The sequence below is a fragment of the Euryhalocaulis sp. genome, assembly GCF_013911995.1.
Taxonomy (GTDB): Bacteria; Pseudomonadota; Alphaproteobacteria; order Caulobacterales; family Maricaulaceae; genus Euryhalocaulis; species Euryhalocaulis caribicus.
In genome coordinates this window covers 14801-34383 of sequence record NZ_JACESD010000011.1, presented here as the reverse complement: position 1 = coordinate 34383, position 19583 = coordinate 14801, and the positions used below count along the sequence as shown (strand labels likewise).

At 65.1% G+C, this 19583-nt stretch carries 20 protein-coding genes; 11 read left to right on the top strand and 9 right to left on the bottom strand.

What is annotated here, in order from left to right:
• The first annotated feature begins 20 nt into the window (after window positions 1–20).
• The 5 genes from H2040_RS04630 to H2040_RS04610 all read left to right on the top strand — a co-directional run bounded on the left by H2040_RS04630 (window position 21) and on the right by H2040_RS04610 (window position 6576).
• Window positions 21–2276, top strand: coding sequence for a M3 family metallopeptidase (locus H2040_RS04630; RefSeq protein WP_287154910.1), 2256 nt, complete (start codon window positions 21–23; stop codon window positions 2274–2276).
• 142 nt (window positions 2277–2418) lie between these two features.
• Window positions 2419–3462, top strand: a complete 1044-nt coding sequence (locus H2040_RS04625; protein ID WP_022697110.1) for an efflux RND transporter periplasmic adaptor subunit — start codon at window positions 2419–2421, stop codon at window positions 3460–3462.
• Window positions 3463–3539: 77 nt separating this feature from the next.
• Window positions 3540–4232 (top strand): ABC transporter ATP-binding protein, encoded by a 693-nt coding sequence (locus H2040_RS04620; protein ID WP_022697109.1) that lies wholly within the window; start codon window positions 3540–3542, stop codon window positions 4230–4232.
• Window positions 4229–5392 carry an ABC transporter permease gene (locus tag H2040_RS04615; protein ID WP_287154900.1) on the top strand — a complete coding sequence of 388 codons (1164 nt, stop codon included), beginning with the start codon at window positions 4229–4231 and terminating at the stop codon, window positions 5390–5392. Before H2040_RS04620 ends, H2040_RS04615 begins: the two co-directional genes overlap by 4 nt.
• 5 nt (window positions 5393–5397) lie before the next feature.
• On the top strand, window positions 5398–6576 hold the full coding sequence (locus H2040_RS04610) for an ABC transporter permease (RefSeq protein ID WP_287154898.1): 1179 nt from the start codon (window positions 5398–5400) through the stop codon (window positions 6574–6576).
• A gap of 7 nt (window positions 6577–6583) precedes the next feature.
• Here the strand turns inward: H2040_RS04610 and H2040_RS04605 are convergent, their stop codons facing one another.
• Genes H2040_RS04605 through H2040_RS04595 form a run of 3 tightly spaced genes read right to left on the bottom strand, consistent with a single transcriptional unit; the run spans window position 6584 to window position 9016 of the window.
• Window positions 6584–7747: a Kelch repeat-containing protein gene (locus tag H2040_RS04605; RefSeq protein WP_287154896.1), complete on the bottom strand. Its 1164-nt coding sequence runs from the start codon at window positions 7745–7747 to the stop codon at window positions 6584–6586.
• A complete protein-coding gene (locus H2040_RS04600; RefSeq protein ID WP_287154894.1) occupies window positions 7744–8268 on the bottom strand; it encodes a hypothetical protein in 525 nt (174 codons plus the stop codon). The genes H2040_RS04605 and H2040_RS04600 overlap by 4 nt, the downstream gene beginning before the upstream one ends.
• A gap of 7 nt (window positions 8269–8275) precedes the next feature.
• The gene (locus H2040_RS04595) at window positions 8276–9016 is read right to left on the bottom strand and encodes a creatininase family protein (protein WP_287154892.1); all 741 of its coding nucleotides are present in this window, start codon (window positions 9014–9016) and stop codon (window positions 8276–8278) included.
• 114 nt (window positions 9017–9130) lie between these two features.
• Between H2040_RS04595 and H2040_RS04590 the strand changes: the two genes are divergently transcribed.
• Window positions 9131–9619 carry a VLRF1 family aeRF1-type release factor gene (locus H2040_RS04590; protein WP_287154889.1) on the top strand — a complete coding sequence of 163 codons (489 nt, stop codon included), beginning with the start codon at window positions 9131–9133 and terminating at the stop codon, window positions 9617–9619.
• On the opposite strand, the gene arsC is transcribed toward H2040_RS04590, so the two are convergent.
• Genes arsC through H2040_RS04575 form a run of 3 tightly spaced genes read right to left on the bottom strand, consistent with a single transcriptional unit; the run spans window position 9616 to window position 11009 of the window.
• Window positions 9616–9972 (bottom strand): arsenate reductase (glutaredoxin), encoded by a 357-nt coding sequence (gene arsC / locus H2040_RS04585; RefSeq protein WP_287154887.1) that lies wholly within the window; start codon window positions 9970–9972, stop codon window positions 9616–9618. The two genes, H2040_RS04590 and arsC, sit on opposite strands and share 4 nt — an antisense overlap.
• On the bottom strand, window positions 9969–10844 hold the full coding sequence (locus tag H2040_RS04580; RefSeq protein WP_287154884.1) for an HpcH/HpaI aldolase/citrate lyase family protein: 876 nt from the start codon (window positions 10842–10844) through the stop codon (window positions 9969–9971). Before H2040_RS04580 ends, arsC begins: the two co-directional genes overlap by 4 nt.
• Before the next feature lie 9 nt (window positions 10845–10853).
• Complete coding sequence (locus tag H2040_RS04575; protein ID WP_022697100.1) at window positions 10854–11009, bottom strand: hypothetical protein; 156 nt, start codon at window positions 11007–11009, stop codon at window positions 10854–10856.
• Window positions 11010–11168: 159 nt separating this feature from the next.
• Between H2040_RS04575 and H2040_RS04570 the strand changes: the two genes are divergently transcribed.
• The 4 genes from H2040_RS04570 (at window position 11169) to H2040_RS04555 (ending at window position 15443) form a co-directional block, all read left to right on the top strand.
• Window positions 11169–11873, top strand: coding sequence for a glycosyltransferase (locus tag H2040_RS04570; RefSeq protein ID WP_287154882.1), 705 nt, complete (start codon window positions 11169–11171; stop codon window positions 11871–11873).
• Window positions 11870–13945: a glycosyltransferase gene (locus tag H2040_RS04565; RefSeq protein WP_287154880.1), complete on the top strand. Its 2076-nt coding sequence runs from the start codon at window positions 11870–11872 to the stop codon at window positions 13943–13945. Before H2040_RS04570 ends, H2040_RS04565 begins: the two co-directional genes overlap by 4 nt.
• A 573-nt stretch (window positions 13946–14518) precedes the next feature.
• Window positions 14519–15133 carry a hypothetical protein gene (locus tag H2040_RS04560; protein ID WP_287154878.1) on the top strand — a complete coding sequence of 205 codons (615 nt, stop codon included), beginning with the start codon at window positions 14519–14521 and terminating at the stop codon, window positions 15131–15133.
• 4 nt (window positions 15134–15137) lie between these two features.
• A complete protein-coding gene (locus H2040_RS04555) occupies window positions 15138–15443 on the top strand; it encodes a winged helix-turn-helix domain-containing protein (protein WP_287154876.1) in 306 nt (101 codons plus the stop codon).
• A gap of 9 nt (window positions 15444–15452) precedes the next feature.
• Here the strand turns inward: H2040_RS04555 and H2040_RS04550 are convergent, their stop codons facing one another.
• Entirely contained in the window at window positions 15453–16388 is a 936-nt protein-coding gene (locus tag H2040_RS04550; protein WP_287154874.1) for an L-threonylcarbamoyladenylate synthase, read from the bottom strand.
• A 36-nt stretch (window positions 16389–16424) separates the two neighbouring features.
• Complete coding sequence (locus tag H2040_RS04545) at window positions 16425–16964, bottom strand: redoxin domain-containing protein (protein WP_287154872.1); 540 nt, start codon at window positions 16962–16964, stop codon at window positions 16425–16427.
• A gap of 123 nt (window positions 16965–17087) precedes the next feature.
• On the opposite strand from H2040_RS04545, the gene H2040_RS04540 reads away from it, so the two are divergent.
• The gene (locus H2040_RS04540) at window positions 17088–18458 is read left to right on the top strand and encodes a DNA recombination protein RmuC (RefSeq protein WP_287154870.1); all 1371 of its coding nucleotides are present in this window, start codon (window positions 17088–17090) and stop codon (window positions 18456–18458) included.
• On the opposite strand, the gene H2040_RS04535 is transcribed toward H2040_RS04540, so the two are convergent.
• The gene (locus H2040_RS04535) at window positions 18455–19579 is read right to left on the bottom strand and encodes an ABC transporter permease (protein WP_287154868.1); all 1125 of its coding nucleotides are present in this window, start codon (window positions 19577–19579) and stop codon (window positions 18455–18457) included. The two genes, H2040_RS04540 and H2040_RS04535, sit on opposite strands and share 4 nt — an antisense overlap.
• Between the last annotated feature and the right edge of the window lie 4 nt (window positions 19580–19583).

Here is a 19583-nt window from a genome sequence, read left to right as displayed (position 1 = left end):
ACTGACTGGGGAGTCTGACAATGAAGAAATCCTATCTGACCACCGTGTCGGCGCTGGCCGCGCTGACGCTTTCCGCCGGCGCCGCGCTGTCGCAGGACGCCGAAACCGAGGAGGCTGCGGCGACCGAAATGAGTGCTGACGCCGAGATGACCGCCGAAGTGAGCGGCGACGCGCTTCTGGCCGAATGGGAAGGCCCCTATGGCGGCGTTCCGGCCTTCGACAAGATGTCCGTCGACCAGCTTCAGCCCGCCCTTGAAAAAGGCATGGACATGGCGCGCGCGCAGCTGGAGGCCCTGGCCGCCAGCGAGGAAGCGCCGACCTTCGAGAACACCATTGCGGCCATGGAGCGCGGCGGCGAGGAACTGAGCCGGGTCTTCACCTATTACGGGATCTACAGCTCCAACCTGAACAGCCCCGAAGTGCAGGCCGTGCAGCGGGAAATGTCCCCGAAACTGGCCGCTTTCCAGGACGAGATCTACCAGAACAGCGCACTCTTCGAGCGGGTGAAGACGGTCTATGAGAACCGGGAAGACCTGAACGCGGAGCAACAGCGTCTGGTCTGGGACTATTACACCGACTTCGTGCGCGCGGGCGCGGCGCTGGACGACGAGCAGAAGGCGCGCGTGGGCGAGATCAACCAGCGTCTGGCGACCCTCTACACCAATTTCTCGAACAATCTGCTGCATGACGAAGAGGCCTATGTCACCTGGCTGGGCGAGGACGACTTGGAAGGTCTGCCGGAATCCACGGTGAACGCTGCCAAGTCGGCCGCGGACAATTACGAGGGCGAGGCGGAAGGCGAATACGCAATCACCAACACGCGCTCTTCTATGGACCCGTTCCTGACCTATTCGGACGACCGCGCCCTGCGCGAGGAAGTCTGGCGCACCTATTACAGCCGCGGCGACAATGGCGACGAGTATGACAATAACGCCCTGATCGCCGAGATCCTGAAGCTGCGCGAAGAGCGGTCGCGTATTCTGGGCTATGACAATTACGCCCAGTACGCCATCGAGAAACAGGTGGCGGCCGAGCCGCAGAACGCCATCGACCTGATGATGAAAGTCTGGCCGTCGGCCGTGGCCCGCGTCGAGGAAGAAGTCGCCGAAATGCAGGCGATCGCCGACGAGGAAGGCGCGGACATCACCATCGAGCCGTGGGATTACCGCTATTACGCGGAGAAGGTCCGCAAGGCGAAATACGACCTCGACGCCAACGAGGTGAAAAACTACCTGCAGCTGTCCAATCTGGTCGACGGCATGTTCTGGATGGCGGGCGAGCTGTACGGCTTCGAGTTCACCCCGACCGACGAACTGCCCGTCTATCATGAGGACGTGAAGACCTGGGAAGTGACGGACATCGAGTCCGGCGACCCGGTCGGCCTGTTCTATTTCGATCCCTATGCCCGTCAGGGCAAACGGTCGGGCGCGTGGATGAACGCCTACCGCACGCAGGAATCGATGGACGGCGAGGTGCTGCCGATCGTCTCCAACAACTCCAACTTCGTGAAGGTCGCGGAGGGCGAGCCGATCCTGATTTCCTGGGACGACGCCTCCACCCTGTTCCACGAGTTCGGTCACGCCCTGCACGGCCTGAATTCCGACGTCACCTATCCGACCCTGTCGGGCACGGCGGTGCCGCGCGACTATGTGGAATTCCCCAGCCAGGTTCACGAGAACTGGCTGGCCACCCCGGAAGTGCTGCAGAACTACGCGCTGCACTATGAGACGGGCGAGCCGATCCCGGACGCGCTGGTCCAGAAGATCGAGAACGCCGGCACGTTCCGTCAGGGCTTCGACACGACCGAGTATCTGGCCAGCGCGCTGGTGGACATGAAGTACCACACGCTGGAAGACGCCTCCGACGTCGATCCTGACGCCTTCGAGCGTCAGGCGCTGGAGGAAATCGGCATGCCGGACGAGCTGCCGATGCGTCACCGCAGCCCGCAATTCGCCCACATCTTCTCGGGCGAGGGCTATGCGGCCGGCTACTATTCCTATCTATGGGCCGACACCTACGGCGCGGACGCCTGGGAGGCGTTTGAAGAGGCCGAAGGCCCGTATGACCCGGCGGTCGCCGAGCCGTTCCAGAAATGGATCCTGTCGGTCGGCAACACCATCGATCCGACGGTGGCCTATGAGAACTTCCGCGGCCGTCCGGTGGACACCAATGCGCTGCTGCGCCAGCGCGGTTTCCCGGTCTCCGGCGTTGCGGGCGAAGCCTCCGGCGACGCCGGCATGGACACGCCCGCCCCGGGCAACGATCCGGCCGAGTAAGCGAAGCTTCCGGTTCTGAGGAAAACAGGGCGGGCCCGACCGGGTCCGCCCTTTTTCTGTGTGAATTTTTGCGCTTGCCCCTTCCCGCCGCCCCGCAACCGGGTCTAAAACGCCCGGCCCCGGGGGAGACGGATTTTTAAAGATGAGCGAAGAGCGTAAGGCGCAACTCCAGTCACTGCGGATCGAGCGGGAAGAGGACGCGCCGCGCGGCGGCGTCCCCCTGCCCGCCGTTATCGCAATCGCCGTGGCGGCGGCGCTGATCGCCGCCATTGCCGTCTGGCTGCTGCTTCCGCGGGGAAGCGCGCCGGAAAGCGCCGAAACGCAGGCGGCGGCGCAATCGGCGGCCTCCCCCGCAGGCGGCGAAGGCGAATCCGCCGCGCCGGCGCAATCGGCGCCGCCCAGAGCGGGCGGGCTGGCGGCGTCCGGCTATGTGGTGGCGCGGCGGCAGGCGACGGTCTCCGCCGAGATCACCGGGCGGATACAGGAAATCCTGTTCGAGGAAGGCGCGGAGGTCGAAAAGGGCCAGGTCCTGGCGCGGCTGGATGATGAGCGCGCCCGATATGACCTGGCGCTGGCGCAGGCCCGCGCCGCTTCCGCCGGGGCCAATATCGAAGCGCTGCGCGCGCAATATACCGAGGCGGAAAACGTGTTCCGCCGCGCATCGCGCCTGGCCGAGCAGCAGGCCGGCGCGGAAGCCAATGTCACCGCCGCCCGCGCGCAGCTGGACAGCCTCGCCGCCCAGATACAGGCCTCCCGCGCAGAGCTGAACGTCGCCCGCACACAGGCCGCCAGCGCCGAGGACTACGTGGACCGCCATGTCATCCGCGCCCCGTTCGCGGGCGTTGTGATCGCCAAGAACGCGCAGGTGGGAGAGATCCTCTCCCCGGTGTCGGCCGGGGGCGGGTTCACGCGGACCGGCGTGGCGACGCTGGTGGACATGGCCTCGCTGGAGATCGAGGTGGACGTCAATGAGGGCCAGATCCAGCGCGTGAGCGCCGGGCAGCGGGTCGAAGCCGTTCTGGACGCCTATCCGGACTGGCGCATCCCGGCCCATGTCGAGGCCATCATCCCCACCGCCGACCGCGCGCGCGCCACGATCCAGGTGCGCGTGGCGTTCGACGAACGGGATTCGCGCATCCTGCCGGACATGGCAGCGCAAGTGACATTCCTGGAAAACCGGAACTGACTTTAAAATATAAAGTAGGTCTGCTAGATTGGCTGAAATTCGATACAGCCTGACCTGACGAGAGGGACGAAAACGTCATGACGGAGCCGCTCTACCAGCTCACCGATCTTTCCAAGCGCTATACGCGCGGCAAGGAATCGATCACGATTTTCGAGAAGCTGACGATGACCATCCCCGCCGGGGACTTCATCGCCATCATGGGTCCGTCCGGCTCCGGCAAGACGACGCTTCTGAACCTTCTGGGCGGCATCGACGCCCCCTCCTCCGGCGAGGTGGTGTTCGAGGGCAAGCGCATCGACAATATGAGCCAGGGCGCGCTGGCCAAGTGGCGCGCGGCCAATGTGGGCTTCATCTTTCAGTTCTATAATCTGATGCCGACCCTGACCGCGGCGCAGAATGTCGAGCTGCCGCTACTGCTGACGAAACTGGGCGGCAAGGAGCGCAAGCAGCGCGTGAGGACCGCGCTGGACATCGTCGGCATCGCCGACCGCGCCGGACACCGCCCGACCCAGCTTTCCGGCGGCCAGCAACAGCGCGTCGCCATAGCCCGCGCCATCGTGGCCGACCCGGAGGTTCTGCTCTGCGACGAACCGACGGGCGACCTGGACCGCGCCACGGCTGACGAGGTCCTGGCCACGCTGCAGCTTCTGAACAAGGAGCTGGGCAAGGCCATCGTGATGGTCACCCACGACCCCAGCGCCGCCAAATACGCCCAGCGCGAACTGCATCTGGACAAGGGCCGGTTCGTAGAGAAGGAGCTGGTGACGTGAACGGCGCGACGCTCGTCCGCAAGAACCTCTTCCGCAAGAAGCTGCGGGCCATCCTTCTGCTTTTCTCGATCCTGATCGCCTTCCTGATCTTCGCCGTGCTGGGCGCCTTCAACAAGACGCTGAACGCGGGCGTGGAAACCGCCGCGGCGGACCGGCTGGTCACGGTGAACAAGATCAATTTCACCGTCTCCATGCCCTATGCCTATTGGGGCCGGGTGGCGAGCGTGGAAGGCGTGAAGAATGTCAGCCAGGCCAACTGGTTCGGCGGCTATTACCAGGAACCGCGCAATTTCGTGCAGACCTTCGCGGTTGATCCCGAAACCTATATGCGCGCCTATCCCGAGCTGGAGTTTACGCAGGGCAGCGCCGAGGCCTTCTTCAATAACCGCCAATGCCTGGCGGTCGGGGCGGATCTGGCCCTGCAATATGAATGGAGCGTGGGCGAGCGCGTGCCGCTGAATTCCAATATCTGGCAGCAGCAGGACGGCAGTTCCGACTGGGATTTCGATATCTGCGCCATCTTCGACGCCGAGGATGACAATGTCCCGGCCAATTACGCCCTGTTCCACTACGAGTATTTCAACGAGTCGCTGGCCTTCAACCGCGACCAGGTGGGCTGGCTGATCATCAATACCGAGGACCCGTCGATGAATGACGCGGTCTCCCAGCGCATCGACGCGATGTTCGCCAACTCCCCGGCCGAAACCGAAACCACGACCGAGGCCGCCTTCAGCAAGGCGTTCATCGAACAGCTGGGCAATATCGGGCTGATCATCACGCTGGTGACCGGCGCGGCGTTCGCCACGATCCTGATGATTGTCGGCACCACGATGGTCATGGCGATCAATGAGCGCACGCGCGAGATCGCGGTGATGAAAACCATCGGTTTCCCGGCGCCGCGCATCTTCCGCATGGTGCTGAGCGAATCCCTGTTGCTGAGCCTGATCGGCGGCTTGCTGGGGATCGGGCTGGCGGCCTCGCTGATCTGGCTGATGTCGCAATCGCCCGCGGTCAGCGGCTCGCTGCCCGGCCTGTCGGTCGGCTGGCGGGTCACGTTTATCGGTATCGGATTCATGATCGCGCTGGGCCTGATCACCGGGTTGATCCCGGCCTGGAACGCGATGCGGGCGAATATCGCCGAAGCCTTCGGGAAGGTCTGACCGCCATGTTCAAGCAAACCGCCGCCATTACGGCTATGAATATCCGCTCCATCCCGCAGCGCCTTGGCATGTCGCTGGCGGCCATTGTCTCCATCGCCTTCGTGGTGGGCGTGCTGCTGGCCTTCATGGCGATGGCCAACGGCTTCCGCGCCACGGTGTCCGGCACGGGGGCCGAAGACGTCGCCGTCATGCTGCGCGCCGGATCGCAGGCGGAACTGAACAGCAATATGTCGCGCGACGACGTGCTGCTGGTCGAGCGCGGCCCCGGCATCGCCGCGGGCGGCAACGGCGCGCCCGTGACCTCGGCCGAGCTTTACGTGATCGTGGACGGCAAGAAGCGCGGATCGGGCACGGACGCCAACCTGCCGCTGCGCGGCGTCGGCCCGGAAGGGCCGCAGATGCGCGCCGGCTTCACCATGACCGAAGGGCGCATGTTCGAACCGGGCGCGGCGGAGCTGATCGTCGGCGAAGGCGTGATCCGGGAGTTTTCCGGTTTCGAGCTGGGCGAGGAAATCCGCCTTGGCACGAACACCTGGCGTGTGGTGGGCGTCTTCTCCACCGGGGGCACGGTGTTCGACTCAGAAATCTGGTCGGAAATCGGCGTGCTGCAGAACCTCTACAGCCGCGGATCCTCGGTTCAGTCCATGCGGGCGCAGATGACCTCTCCCGAGGCGATCGAGGAGTTGCAGGCCTATGTGGAGAACGAGCCGCGCCTGAACCTGGACGTGCAGAGCGAAAAGGAATTCCTGGCCAGCCAGGCCGGGGGCACGGTGACGCTGATCAAGTTCCTGGGCTGGCCGCTGGCCGTCGCCATGGCCATCGGCGCGCTCGCCGGGGCCTGGAACACGATGTATTCCTCCGTCGATGCGCGGACCAAGGAGATCGCGACTCTGCGCGCTATCGGCTTCAGCGGTTTCTCGGCCTTCCTGGGGACGATGATCGAGTCACTGGCCCTGGCCATACTGGGCGGAATTCTGGGGGCGGCGGCGGCCTATCTGCTGTTCGACGGCATCAGCGCATCGACGCTGGGCGGCGGGTTCACGCAGGTCGTGTTCTCCTTCGCGGTGACGCCGGCCTCGCTGATCGCGGCGATGATACTGGCCATCATTGTCGGCTTTCTGGCGGGATTCTTCCCGGCCATGCGCGCGGCGCGCGTGCCGCTGCTGGCCGTGCACCAGGACTAGGGCGCCTCTATTCGGTCAGGCCGATGTCATGGGCGATCACCGCGTCCATGACCTGCCGGTCCGCGTTCATGCCGCCCAGAGTCACGAAGCGCCCGTTCCATTCGATCAGGCCCCGGTGGTCCATCGTGCCGGTGTCGGGATCGGCCAGCACGGCGAACTCCCGGGCGGTGAAATCATAGCCCCAGGCGTGGGCTGAAGGGGCGCTGGGCGCGCCGTCATAGCCGACGCCATTATAGTTATAGGGATTGTCCGTGCCGCCGATGAAGACGGTCAGGCCCAGCCGGGCGCTGCCTGTCGCCGCCATGCGGTAATGGGCGGGCGGCAGGGAATCCCGCTGGGTCCAGTCGATGATCTCCGGCTGCGCGATATCGGCCCGCCCTTCCCAGCACTCGGCGGACGGTTCGAAGCGGCGGTCTTCGCCCGGCTTTGACCCCGGCACGACCTTCACGCCATCGCAGATCACCATATGCGCCATCTGCGGCCCGCCCGTCTGCGGCGGATCGGCGATCACCCCGCCCGCATGGCCGAAGACCGGCGCGCCGGGCCAGGGCGTGGCCTGCCGCCATTCGTCGCGCTGCGCGTCATAGAGCTGGACCAGATCGACATTGTCCGTGTCATGCCAGCCGGAGACCAGATAGATGTAGCGCCCGCCCACCGGCAGGGCGACGGCGTCATCGACCGGGGTCGGCATGTCCGCCGCGCGGGAATAGGTCCGCGCCGCCGGATCGAAAATCCAGACTTCCGGAGTCGATGTCTCCGAGCCGTCCCCGGCCACCGTGTAGCCGCCGAAAATATAAATCCGGTCTTCCAGCGTCGCCGCAACGGCGGCCAGCCGCCCCACCCCGTCCGGCAGGCCCGCGATTTCCGCGCATTGCCCGGCGGCTAGGTCGCACTCATAGGCGTCGGCGGTCAGGTCGCGCCACGTCTTGCCCGCGTGCAGCCCGGCAAAGCTGTAGGCCATCGCGCGCCCGTCGACGCGCGCCGCGGCGACCGCGTTGTTCGAGACCGCCTCCGGAAGCCGGGCGATCACGGCGGAGGCCCGGTCCGCCGTTGTGATGGTCATGGTGGTGTTCGATTGAACATCGGCGACGACGTCATATTGCGCCGGGGCGCCGGTTTGCGTGGCGCAGGCGGCCAGCGCGCCGGCAGCGGCCAGAGACATGTATTTCATTCCAGGCGTCCCTTCAGATTCTTGAGCGCGCCGCGCCACGCCGCCTTCATGATTTCGCAGGTTCCGGCGTCGGAAATCTTTTCGTGATTGACCGCGATCTGCGTCTTGCCGCCGGGTTTTTCTGTCAGATAGATCGCGACCCGGCCGCCGCTGTTCCAGGACCCGCGCAGCGTCTTGTTCGGGTGCGCGGTCGTGACCTCGATCCAGCCCGTGGGCGCCCATTCGCGGAAGGCGCCGGTGCTGACTTCCTTCCAGACGGCCCCGGGCGGGGCGGCGATGGTCTTTGAAGCGGTGGCCTGAAAACCGTCCGGCATTTCATGCTTTTCGCGGCGGCCGCGCGCCTGCTCCCACGCATTGGCGATGGTCTGCGCCCACCAGCCGGAGACGCCCTGATCCCGCAGGGCTGCGGCGATGGATTTATGATCCAGCTCCACCGCCCAGCCGTCCAGATCGGAGAACCACGCGGCCCAGTCCCGGCCCGTGGCCTTGATGGCGGCGTCGTCTCCGGGGCAGGATGTCATGTTCGGTTCAGTCGCCCCGGAAGAATTTCCCGACTTCCGAAATCAGGCCCGCTTTCGCCGCCTTGACGATATGGGCGCCCTTTTCCGGCGTCGCCTGCGAAGGATCGGAGCCGATGCGGCCGTCCGGGAAGCGCCTGCGATAGTCCGCCGCGTCGCGCACCGGGCCGAGCGGGGCGTGCTTGGGCGACATCTTCACGTCCTTCTGGTGCTCCGGGTACGCGTAATAGGTGACCGATACCTCCGAGGCGGTGGCGTGATAGCCCTCGCCCGAGGGGATCACCTCCTCCACCGCCTTGGCCACGCCCGGCAGCTGCCACCAGTTGGCCTGTTTGCAGACGAACGGCGCGGACTCGCCCGCGAAGGAATAGGCGGCGTAGGCTTCCGCGAAGGCCGCGTCGATCGTGGCGATGTTTCCGCCATGGCCGTTCAGGAAATAGATGCGCGTGAAGCCATGCCGCGCCAGCGAGGCCAGCCAGTCCTGGATCACCGCGATCATGGTGGAGGGCGACAGCGTCATGGAGCCGGGAAAGCCCAGATGGTGCTGCGCCACGCCGATCGAGAAGGTGGGGCCGACCAGAAACCCGCCCTCGTCCCCCGCCTCGCGCGCGATGACTTCGGGACAGATCGCATCGGTGCCGACCAGTCCGTTCGGGCCGTGCTGTTCATGCGAGCCGATGGGAATGACGATGCCGGTGGATGTTTCCAGATAGGTTTCGACTTCGGGCCAGGATGCGGTGTGTAGATTCATGGGCTTCGCTCTAGCGCGCAGGACCGGCTGCTGCAAGGCGGCGCCATTGCCGGAACCGGGGCCGCTCCCCACTTGTTGATGACAGGCAACGACAACAGAGAAGGAGATCCTTCCATGGCGAGAATGGCTGCGGAACGCATTGACTGGATTGTGGTTTTCGATGGCGCCAAGGCGCTTCTGTTCGAGAACGAAGGTTTCAGCGATGCGCCGGACTTCAAGCTTCTGGAGAAGGACGAGATCGACAACCCGCCTGACCGCGAACTGAAAACCGATGCGCCAGGACGTTCGGCCGATAATGGCCACGGCCAGCGATCCGCCATGGACGAGACCGATTTCCATGAGCAGCAGGAAAGGCGCTTCGTCAAACGCGTCGCGGAATCACTGAACCACTCCGCGATGGAGAACAAATTCGACCGGCTCTATGTATTCGGCGCGACCAGTTCGCTGGGCACGTTCCGCGACAATCTGCATGAGAAGGTCACGGAAAAAATCGCCAAGGAAATTCACGGCGACTACGTGAACCACCCGGTGAAGAAGCTGGAAGAGCGGTTCAAGAAGGAGCTGGCCCCGCCCAAGGAAGACTTCGAAATTCCCGGCGGCTAGCGCAGCGCCGCGACTTCCAGAACATTTTCGGGCGGGCGGCCAAGGGCCGCCCGTTCGCCGTTTATGGCGATGGGGCGCTCGATCAGTTTCGGGTTCTCGCTCATCGCCTTGAGAAGCGCGTCCTCGTCAGTGACGTCCTTCAGGCCCAGCTCCTTATAGACGTCCTCTTTCGTGCGCATCAGCTGCCGCGCGGAGTCGAAATCCAGCTTCTTGACGATGGCTTTCAGCGTGTCCGGACTCGGCGGGGATTTCATATATTCCACGATTTCCGGATTGATCCCGTGCTGGCGCAGCAGCGCCAGTGTCTGGCGGGACTTGGAGCAGCGGGGATTGTGATAGAGCTGGAGCGTCATTGTCCGGCGTTCCTGTTTTCGTGTTGTGCGGCCATCGCCAGTATGCGGCGGGCGCGCGTCAGGTGAAGAATCTCAACCATTTCGCCATTCACGCTCAACACCGCCTTGCCCTGGTTTTCAGGCGCGTCGAAGGCGGCGGCGACGGCTTCGGCCCAGTCGACTTCGTCCGAGGCCGGCGAGAAGGCGCGATTGGCGAGGTCGATCTGCGCGGGGTGGATCAGCGTCTTGCCGTCGAAACCGAGGCGCCGGCCCTGAAGCGCCTCCGCCTCGCACCCTTCGGCGTCTTTCACGTCATTGAACACCCCGTCCAGCGCGATCAGGCCGCAGGCGCGGGCCGCGGCAACCGTGGCGGCCAGGTGCGGGACCAGCTCGGCGCGGTCCGCGCCGGGACGGGCGCGCAGTTCGGACGTCATGTCATTGCCGCCAAAGACCAGCGCCTCCAGCCCGGTATCGGCCGCCTGCGCGATCTCTTTCAAGTTCATCAGGGCGCGCGGCGTTTCGATCATCGCCCAGAGCGGCGTCTGGGCGCCGGCCGGGAGCATCCGTCTTACCGCCTCAAGGTCCGCGGCGGCGGCGACCTTGGGGATGACGATGGCGTCGGCGTTGGCGTCCGCGGCCGCTTTCACGTCCGCCGCAATCCAGTCCGAGTCCAGCGCGTTGACGCGGATAACGTGCGCGGCGCGGCCTTCGCGGCTGGCGATGCGGTCCGCCGCCATGGTCCGCGCGGATTCCTTGTCTGCTTCGGCTGTCGCGTCTTCCAGATCAAAGACAAGGATGTCGGCGTCCAGCCCGCGCGATTTTTCCAGCGCGCGGGCGTTGGAGGCCGGCATGAAAAGGGCCGACCGCCAGAGGCGGGGTGCGGAGGCGGTCATGGAGCCGCCCTATTTGGCCTGCTTCTTCAGCTCTTCGAGGATGTTGTGGAGCAATCCTTCAACATTGCGGACACGGAACAGGAGTTCCTCAACCTGAATGTCGGAGACTTCAAAATCCGCGTCGGGTTCGAAATCCGCCGCTTTCTCTTCCGGGTCGATCGCCATGACGCGCCTCTTGCTGTTTTGTGAAAACCTTCGGATCGAAGTCGCATTGGCCGGGGATGCTGTCAACTTGGTCGCCAAGCGGTCTCGAATCCGGCTACCCTACCCGCTATACGGGATTTTCCCGCCCGCCAATTCCAGCAGCAAATCCGCCCCGCCGCCATGGCCGATGCGCCCCTGATCTCCATCGTCACCATAAACCGCGATAACGCCGCCGGACTGTACCGCGCCCTGCGCAGCGTGGAGCGGTTGAACCGCGCCTGCGAGCTGGTGGTCGTGGACGGGGATTCCAGCGACGGCTCCGCCGAGATTGCGCGCGATTTTTCCCATATCGTCACCACCCTGATCGCCGAGCCCGATGGCGGCATCTATGACGCCATGAACAAGGGCGCGCGGGCGGCCACGGGCGAATGGGTGATCTTCATGAATTCCGGCGACGCTTTCGACGCGCCGGAGGCGCTGGACGATCTGGATCTGGACGGAGCGGACATCGTTTATGGCGAGGCGCGCGCCGCCGGGGCCGGCCATGTGCGCCAATACGCGCGGTCGCTGTGGCGGGGCATGGCGTTCTGCCACCAGGCGGCGCTGACGCGGCGCGAATGGCTGGAGAAATTCCCCTTCGACGAGTCCCGGCGCGTGATCGCGGACTGGGAGTTCTTCGTGAAATGCGACCGGGCGGGCGCAAAGATACGGAAGACGGACCGCGTGATCGCCAGCGTTGACGATACGGGCCTGTCCTATGGCGACAGCGCGCGCCTTGCGGCCGAACGCCTGCCTGTCGCGCTGCGCCATTATGGCTGGAAGACCCCGCAACTGATCCCCTTCTATCTGAAGCTGATGGCCCCGGCCGGGGAGCGCGCGGCGTGAGCCGGCCGCCCATCATCATCGCCGGCGTCGGGCGCAGCGGCACGACCGCCGCGTTCGAGCTTATCCATGGCTGGCTGAAGAATCTGGAACAGCTGGGGACCCCGGTTTACGAGCCCTATATCTGGGATTCCAAAGCCCTGTTCCGGGGCGATGATCTGAACCCGGACGGCTTCACCACGCAGGCGTTTTCGGCGCGCGGCGTGCTGACCCATCTGGAAACGCCGCTGTTCCTGACCAAACCCGACGCCGCCCATGACCAGTTCGTCGAGAACCTGGTTCCGGAGGGCGACGGGCTGATCAAGATGATCCGCGGGTGCGGCCGGCTGGAGGCGTATTCGCGGCTCTACCCGGACGCGAAGATCATCGGCGTGGTGCGCAACCCGTTCGACAGCGTGAATTCGGCGCATCTGCATTTCTCGCTGCTGGGCGACGAGTTCCACCGCAGCGACAAGCTGCGCCTGGCCGAAGAGATAGAGCGGCGCTTCGGCGACAAGGCCGACCTGCCCGCCAGCCCCGACGAGAAGGAGCATGTCTGGGCCGGTTACTGGTGGCTCTACATGAACCGGGCGCTGACCGAGCATTACGCGGCGCACCCGAAGAACGTGATGCTGCTGCCCTATGAGCTGCTGCTGGAAAACGAGGCGGTGGCGCGCGACCGGCTGGCCGGGTTCCTGGGCCTGGCGCCGCTGGCCGCGCCGGAAGTGACGCAGGGGCGCAAGCGCACCGGAGTCACGACCAAGGCCAACCGCGTGCTCAGCGAGGCGGAGATCGGCTTCCTGACCGATTTCCAGAACTGGTACGAGGAATTCCTGCTGGACCCGCTGGAGACGGAGGGCCTGATCTCCGACCGTTACAAGCTGGGCGGTCTGCAGGATTTCTACGAGAAGAGCACCGGCCATTCCCTGCTGCGCAAATATCCGACCTGGCGCACCAGCGTCGGCTGGCGCTTCGCATTTGACGGGCGGACCGGCCACAAGAAGCAGGACGCGGAGACGCGCGCCAGCGAGGCGCAGGCGCAGCTGGAAAACGCGCTGAAATCCCTCGCCCGCCCTTCCCGCAATGACGACGCACAGATCAGCTGCATCGTCAGCATCCATAACGAACCGCTGGAAACGATCGAGCGGGCGCTGGGCTGTCTGCTGACGCAATCGCTACGGCCGACGGAAATCATCCTGGCCGATGACGCGTCCGACGAGGCGGTGTCCACCCATTGCCGGCGGCTGGCGGAATCGCATTTCAATGTGCGGCACCTGCGCCAGCCGAACAATGTCGGCCCCGGCGCGAACCGGCATCTTGCGACCCTGCAGGCCCGGCAAAACTGGGTCGCCCACATGGATACGGACGATTTCTGGTGGCCGGACAAGCTGGAGGCCGAATGGGCGGCGCTGCAGGGCGCCGACGATCCGCTGAGCGCTGTCGCGATGAGCGATGTCGAGGTCTATGAGGACGGCGATTACGATCATAGCTGGGTGATGGAGGAGCTGGCGGCCCTGCCCGGCTATCGCCAGGTCGGCTATCTGTTCCGCCGCGACGGCCCGGTGCCGCGCGACATGCTGATGACCAAGGCGCTGTATCGCGCCGCGGGCGGGTTCGAGACCTATGGCCGGATGTACGAGGACTGGGTCTTCAAGCTGCGCCTGACGCGGGTGGCGAGCGCCTGGGTAGCGACCGGGCGGAGCGGGGTTTCCTATTACCGGGAGCGCGATCTGGGCCTGTCTTCCGGCGATGCGATGAAGCATCTCTACTGGCGCTGGTTCGCCCTGTGCCGCAACGCGGCGATCGAACCGGATTACGAACCGCTGCTGCGCGATGGCTTCTGGATGGCGGCTGAACTGCTGCCGGCTCATGAATGGCTGCGCAAGCTGTTGCACATCGCGCTGGCCCGCGCGGTGAAAAGCGGCGACCCGCAACCGGCCCTGCGCCGCGCCGCGCAAGGCTTTCTGGACCGCGCCCGGCTGGACCGCCCCGAGGGCCATTACGCCGGGGAGCTGGAACGCTTCGCCCAGGACTTGATGGGCATGGAACGCGGCCAGAACCGGACCCGGAAGCTGAAACTGGTCCGCACGCGGTAGGTTTTTTTGCCTCGCCCTCTTCCTCCCTTCACCCGTCATCCTCCGGCTTGACCGGAGGATCCAGGGAACGTGGGGCGCAAAGATTTCAACTGGGTCCTCCGATCTCCGCTGCGCTCCGTCGGAGGATGACATTTTGGGTTGGTGTCTTCGGTTACGCGTGACCCGGTCTGATTGTTTTCGATTCATCCTCTTGTTTTGTCATCCCGCACGGAGCGAAGCGGAGATGCGGGATCTCGGCGAACGAGGACGCAAGCTTTGCCGGGATCCCGCATCAAGTCCGGGATGACAATGGTGGGTGATATGGAGGTTGCGTTGTCTTCTGTGACGGCCCTTCGAGACGCCGCGCCTGAAGGCGCGGCTCCTCAGGGTGAGGGTGATGGGGAGGAGGAGAAATAGCCGCTTCCAAACCCAATCCTTAGCCTGAGGAGCCCGGAAGGGCGTCTCGAAGGCGAACTCCAGAGGGCGCAAACTTCCTCTGGAAATCACGCGATTCATACCGAGGAAACGCCCCTTGCAATCCATCTCCGGTTCATATACTTTATTTTGTAAAGTTATTTATACGAGGGAAATGTGATGAGCACGCTCACTCAGGATCTGGACTATATCAAGGACCTTGCCGAGCGCGGGGAGACCGCGCCGCTGGTGGGGGGACGGTTTGCGTTGTGGTGGGGGGTGCTGACCGCCGCCATGCTGGGGCTTCACTGGATGGCGCTGACCGGACGGGCGCCGTTCCCGATCAACGCCATCGGCGCGTTCTGGATTGGTTACGCGATTATCGGCGGCATCGGCACGGCGCTGCTGGCGACCCTGGTCAAGGACCCGGCGGGGGTTTCCTCGGTCAATAACCGGCTGGCCAATATGGTCTGGTCGACCATTGGCGTGCCGATCGGGCTTTATACGTTCGGCGTTTTCCTGGGCGTGGCGTTCGGCGCGGCGCCGCTGGCCGCCTTCGACACCATCCTTGGCGTGGCGTTCGCCTGCTACACCATCGCCTTCTATGCGGTGGGGCGGTTCTCCCGCGACCGGGTGATGCTGGGCTTTGCGGTGATCTGCGCGGCGGCCACCGTCATTTCCGGCCTGCTGATCGGGCAGAGCGTGCTTTATCTGGTTGCGGCGGGCTTCGTGCTGGCGACGGCCGGCGTGTCGGGGCTCTACCAGTTGGCGCGGGCGCCGCGCACGACGGTATAGACCGATGCCAGAGTTCAACGCCGATAATCTGGACGAGGTGATCCACGGGCGGCTGCGGCTGGGCGTGATGGCCTATCTCGCCTCCGCCGGGGCGGCCAGCTTCGCCGACCTGAAGGCGCAGACCAGTGCGACGGACGGCAATCTTTCGGTGCATCTGCGCAAGCTGGAAGACGCCGGATATGTGGAGATCGCCAAGAAGTTCGAGGGTCGGAAGCCGTTGACCACGGCGAAACTGACCCCGGCCGGGCGCAAGGCCTGGATCGCCTATCTGGAACAGATGCGCAGCCTGATGGGCGACGCGGCTGAATAATAAAAATCGCTAACCGGCGGCGCGGCGAAGGCGGTCATTGATCGCCTCGCCCAGCCCCGCCTCGGGAACCGGCGCCACCGCGATGGCGCCGGTTTCTCTGTCCAGACGCCGCAAACAGGAAAACAGGTTCGCGGCGGCCTCGGCCAGATCGCCTTCGGGCGAGAGGTTCAGCGCCCCGTCCGGCGCGCCGGGGCCGAAACCCAGATACGCCTCCCCCGTTTCCGGGGCGCTGGCGTTCAGGCGCAGGCGGGCGTTCGGCGCATAGTGGCGTCGCAACATGCCGGGGGAGCCGGTCTCGCCTGGTTTTGCATCGGCCAGCGGGCCTGAGACGGCTTCGATCTCCGCGCGTGAGAGGCCGCCGGGGCGGAGCAGGGTTGCGCCCTCCCCGCGCACCGCGACCACCGTGGACTCCACGCCGACGCGGCAGGGGCCGCCATCCAGGATCAGGTCGATCGCCTCGCCCATCCCTTCCACGACATGAGCCGCGGTGGTGGGGCTGATGGTCTCTGACGGGTTGGCGCTGGGGGCCACCAGCGGGCCGCCAAACGCTGCCAGCAGGCTTTGCGCGGCCGGGTGCGCCGGGGCGCGCAGAGCGACCGTATCCAGACCCGCGCGGGCGAGATCGCAGACCCCGCAATCGGGGCGCGCGGGCAGGACGAGAGTGAGCGGGCCGGGCCAGAACGCGGCCGCCAGCCGTTCGGCCAGACCTGAAGCCTGACCGTGGCGCGCGGCCTCCTCGAAGCCGCCGACATGGGCGATGAGCGGGTTGAAGCGCGGGCGGCCCTTGGCGGAATAGAGCCCGGCGACGGCCTGTGGATTCGAGGCGTCCGCCGCCAGTCCGTAAACCGTTTCTGTCGGCATGGCCACGAGCCCGCCGCCGCGCAGAATTTCCGCGGCGCGGGCGATGGCGGCCGGATCGGCGGCGTTGAGGACAGGCGCGGTCATGACCGCCCCGACATGCCCGCAAAGCGCGGGCGGCGTCTAGTCCGGAACGTGTTCGACCTTGCCGCGCGCGGGGTAGCGTTCCTTCGCCACGAAGTCGATGGCGCTGAGGAGATCGTCGAGGCCGGGGCGGGCGAACGGGACCGTCTGGACAAAAGAGGCGTAGAGCGCGAACTCCGGATCGATCAGGAACAGGCCCGGTTCGGTGAAATATTCCGGCTCGCCGTCCTTGATCGTCTGAGAAATGAACAGGCCCCATTTGCGCGCTTCTGCCAGCTCGAACCCCCAGCCGACCTTCAGATTCTCGATCTCCCATTCCTTGACCGAAGCCTCGGCGGTTTCCTCGTCATCGGCGCTGAGGAACAGGACGGAGAGGCCGCGCGCCTTTAACTCATCGGCCCGCTTGTCCCAGGCCTGCATGGTTTTCTTGCAGATCGGGCAATGCTTGCCGCGATAGACATTGATCAGGGCGAAATGCTCGATCGACTGGTCGCGCAGGGAGAACCGGCCTCCGCCAACCAGCGGAACCGCGAGATCGGGGGCCGGGCGGCCGGGGATGATCGGCTGGATATCGGACATGGCTTTTACGGTCCCTCATATGAATTATTGAGCGGCGTCTGAAACGCGGCGCGGAATGACGGCGTTCCCGGCCATTGGCAGCGGGCAATGGCGGGAACGGAACGAATCGGGGACAAAGAACGCATGACCGACCCTGTCCTGATTGGCGTTGCCGCCTTCCTCGCCGGCGCGTTTCTCGCCGCCCTGATCGTTTTTGTCCTGACCTCGCGGCGCGCGAACGCCGCGCGCGAGGAATTGTCGCGCACGAAAGGCGATTTGCGGGAGGCCGCGGTGAAGGCCGGGCAGGCCGACGATATCCGCGCGAAGCTGGACCAGAGCGAAGCCCGGCTGCATCAGGCGGAGAAGGATCTGGAGTCGCTGCGCTCCCGCGCCGAGGAGCGCGAGAAGGCGCATCAGGAGAAGGTGGAGACCCTGATCGCGTTTCGGCAGGACATGGAAAAGGAATTCAAGACGCTGGCCGATCAGGCGCTGGAAAAGCAGTCCAGGACCTTCGCCGAGACCAATCAGGAAAAGGTCCAGATGCTGCTGAACCCGCTTCGCGAGCAGATCAAGAATTTCGAGACGGCGTTCCAGAAAGACGGCCATACGCGCACCGAACAGACCACGACCCTGCGCCATATGTTCGAGCAGCTGGAAAAACAGACCGGGCAGATTTCCAAGGAAGCGACCGACCTGACCAACGCGCTGAAAGGGTCCACCCAGCAGCAGGGCGCGTGGGGGGAGATGATCCTGGAAACGATCCTGGAGAAATCGGGGCTGCGCGAGGGCGAGGAATTCGTCACCCAGAACACCGCCCACACGGCCGAGGACGGAACCCGGCTTCGGCCGGACGTGGTTGTGAACCTGCCCAACGAGCAGAAGCTGGTCATCGACTCCAAGGTCAGCCTGCTGAGTTTCGAGCGCTGTGTGAATTGCGAGGAAGAGGCGGAACGGAACGCGCACCTGAAAAGCCACATCAATTCGGTGCGCAACCACATCAAGGGGTTGTCGGCCAAGGATTACGCCCAGCTTTATGGCGGGGTGGATTTCGTGGTGCTGTTCGTACCGATTGAATCCGCACTGTCGCTGGCGATCCAGCATGACAGCGAGATCCAGAGCTATGCGGCGTCGAACAATGTGATGATCGCCTCGCCCAATACGCTGCTGATGGCGCTGCGGACGGTGCAGAATCTCTGGCGGATCGAGAACCAGAACCGCCACGCGCAGGAGATCGCCTCCCGCGCCGGGGCGCTGTACGAGAAATTCGCGGGGTTCGCGGAGGATCTGGAGAAGGTCGGGCTGAATATCGACCGGGCGCGCAACGCCTATGACGACGCCCGCAAGAAGCTCTCCACCGGGCGCGGAAACCTGGTGCGTCAGGCGGAGATGCTGAAAGAGATGGGCGCGGAAACCAGCAAGTCCCTGCCCGACAAGCTGACCGCCCTGTCGCATCACGAAGACGACGAGGAAGACGCGCACGAGGCCGGCGCCCTGCCGGGCGGCGAAGACTCCTAGTCCAGCGTCTGGCGGTAGCGGTTGACCGCGATGGTGGTGATGACGGTGAGCTGGATCAGCATCGGCCAGATTTGATTGACGATGTCGGTAAAGCCGGCGTCTTTCAGCACCACGGCGCGAGTCAAGCGGATGAAATGGGTGGTGGGCAGAGCCTCCCCCAGCCAGCGCGCCCACAGGGGCATCCCCTCGAACGGGAAGATGAAGCCTGACAGCAGGATCGAGGGCAGGAAGAAGAAGAAGGTCATCTGCATGGCCTGCATCTGGGTGCGGGCCAGCGTGGAGATGAGAAAGCCCAGCGCCAGATTAACCACGATGAAGACGGTCGCCCCGAGCAAAAGCGGGGCGAGGCCGCCCGTGAAGGGCACGCCGAACAGGCCGACCCCCGCGATCAGCAATATGGCGATCTGGATATAACCGACCCCGACATAGGGCAGGATCTTGCCGATCATCACCTCCATCGGTCTGGCGGGGGTGGCCAGCAGGGTCTCCATCGTGCCGCGCTCCAGCTCCCGCGTGATGGCGATGGCGGTGATCATGGCCATGGTCATGGTAAGAATGACCGCCAGCAGACCGGGCACGATGTTGTAGGCGGTGACGCCGGCCGGGTTGTAGCGGCGATGGACGACAAGGTCCCAGGGCGGGGGGTCGGGCGCGGCCAGCGCGGCTTCCTCCATCAGCGGCGAGAGGGCGCGGTCCAGCAGGACGGGCAGCGCGCCGACCGGGCCGCCGGCGGCGACGGGGTCGGTGGCGTCGGCCTCCACCACGATCTGCGGGCGTTCGCCGCGGACCAGCGCGCGCTCGAACCCTTCCGGGATGATGACCACGAAATCGGCCGCGCCGGTCTTCAGGGCCTCGTCGCCCTCCGCCGCCGAGCCGACCACGCGGGTCACGTCAAAGAAGGTGGAGGTGTGCAGGGTGGAGACGATGGCGCGGGTGAAGGGGCCGTCATCGCGGATGTCCAAGAGGGTCGGCAGGTGGCGCGGGTCGGTATTGATGGCGTAGCCGAACAGGGTGAGCTGGACGATCGGGATCATGATCATGATCGCAAAGGTCAGCCGGTCCCGCCGCATCTGGACCAGTTCTTTCTTCAGGACGGCGAATATGCGGCTGAAGGAGTACATGACG

Bases quoted from the DNA above. Each gene is read 5' to 3' on its own strand.
- H2040_RS04620 (WP_022697109.1), top strand. From the start codon at position 3,540: ATGACGGAGCCGCTCTACCAGCTCACCGATCTTTCCAAGCGCTATACG.
- arsC (WP_287154887.1), bottom strand. From the start codon at position 9,972: ATGACGCTCCAGCTCTATCACAATCCCCGCTGCTCCAAGTCCCGCCAG.
- H2040_RS04575 (WP_022697100.1), bottom strand. From the start codon at position 11,009: ATGGCGATCGACCCGGAAGAGAAAGCGGCGGATTTCGAACCCGACGCG.
- H2040_RS04570 (WP_287154882.1), top strand. From the start codon at position 11,169: ATGGCCGATGCGCCCCTGATCTCCATCGTCACCATAAACCGCGATAAC.
- H2040_RS04630 (WP_287154910.1), top strand. From the start codon at position 21: ATGAAGAAATCCTATCTGACCACCGTGTCGGCGCTGGCCGCGCTGACG.
- H2040_RS04550 (WP_287154874.1), bottom strand. From the start codon at position 16,388: ATGACCGCGCCTGTCCTCAACGCCGCCGATCCGGCCGCCATCGCCCGC.
- H2040_RS04595 (WP_287154892.1), bottom strand. From the start codon at position 9,016: ATGAATCTACACACCGCATCCTGGCCCGAAGTCGAAACCTATCTGGAA.
- H2040_RS04605 (WP_287154896.1), bottom strand. From the start codon at position 7,747: ATGAAATACATGTCTCTGGCCGCTGCCGGCGCGCTGGCCGCCTGCGCC.
- H2040_RS04555 (WP_287154876.1), top strand. From the start codon at position 15,138: ATGCCAGAGTTCAACGCCGATAATCTGGACGAGGTGATCCACGGGCGG.
- H2040_RS04625 (WP_022697110.1), top strand. From the start codon at position 2,419: ATGAGCGAAGAGCGTAAGGCGCAACTCCAGTCACTGCGGATCGAGCGG.
- H2040_RS04535 (WP_287154868.1), bottom strand. From the start codon at position 19,579: ATGTACTCCTTCAGCCGCATATTCGCCGTCCTGAAGAAAGAACTGGTC.
- H2040_RS04545 (WP_287154872.1), bottom strand. From the start codon at position 16,964: ATGTCCGATATCCAGCCGATCATCCCCGGCCGCCCGGCCCCCGATCTC.
- H2040_RS04560 (WP_287154878.1), top strand. From the start codon at position 14,519: ATGAGCACGCTCACTCAGGATCTGGACTATATCAAGGACCTTGCCGAG.
- H2040_RS04610 (WP_287154898.1), top strand. From the start codon at position 5,398: ATGTTCAAGCAAACCGCCGCCATTACGGCTATGAATATCCGCTCCATC.
- H2040_RS04540 (WP_287154870.1), top strand. From the start codon at position 17,088: ATGACCGACCCTGTCCTGATTGGCGTTGCCGCCTTCCTCGCCGGCGCG.
- H2040_RS04600 (WP_287154894.1), bottom strand. From the start codon at position 8,268: ATGACATCCTGCCCCGGAGACGACGCCGCCATCAAGGCCACGGGCCGG.
- H2040_RS04590 (WP_287154889.1), top strand. From the start codon at position 9,131: ATGGCGAGAATGGCTGCGGAACGCATTGACTGGATTGTGGTTTTCGAT.
- H2040_RS04580 (WP_287154884.1), bottom strand. From the start codon at position 10,844: ATGACCGCCTCCGCACCCCGCCTCTGGCGGTCGGCCCTTTTCATGCCG.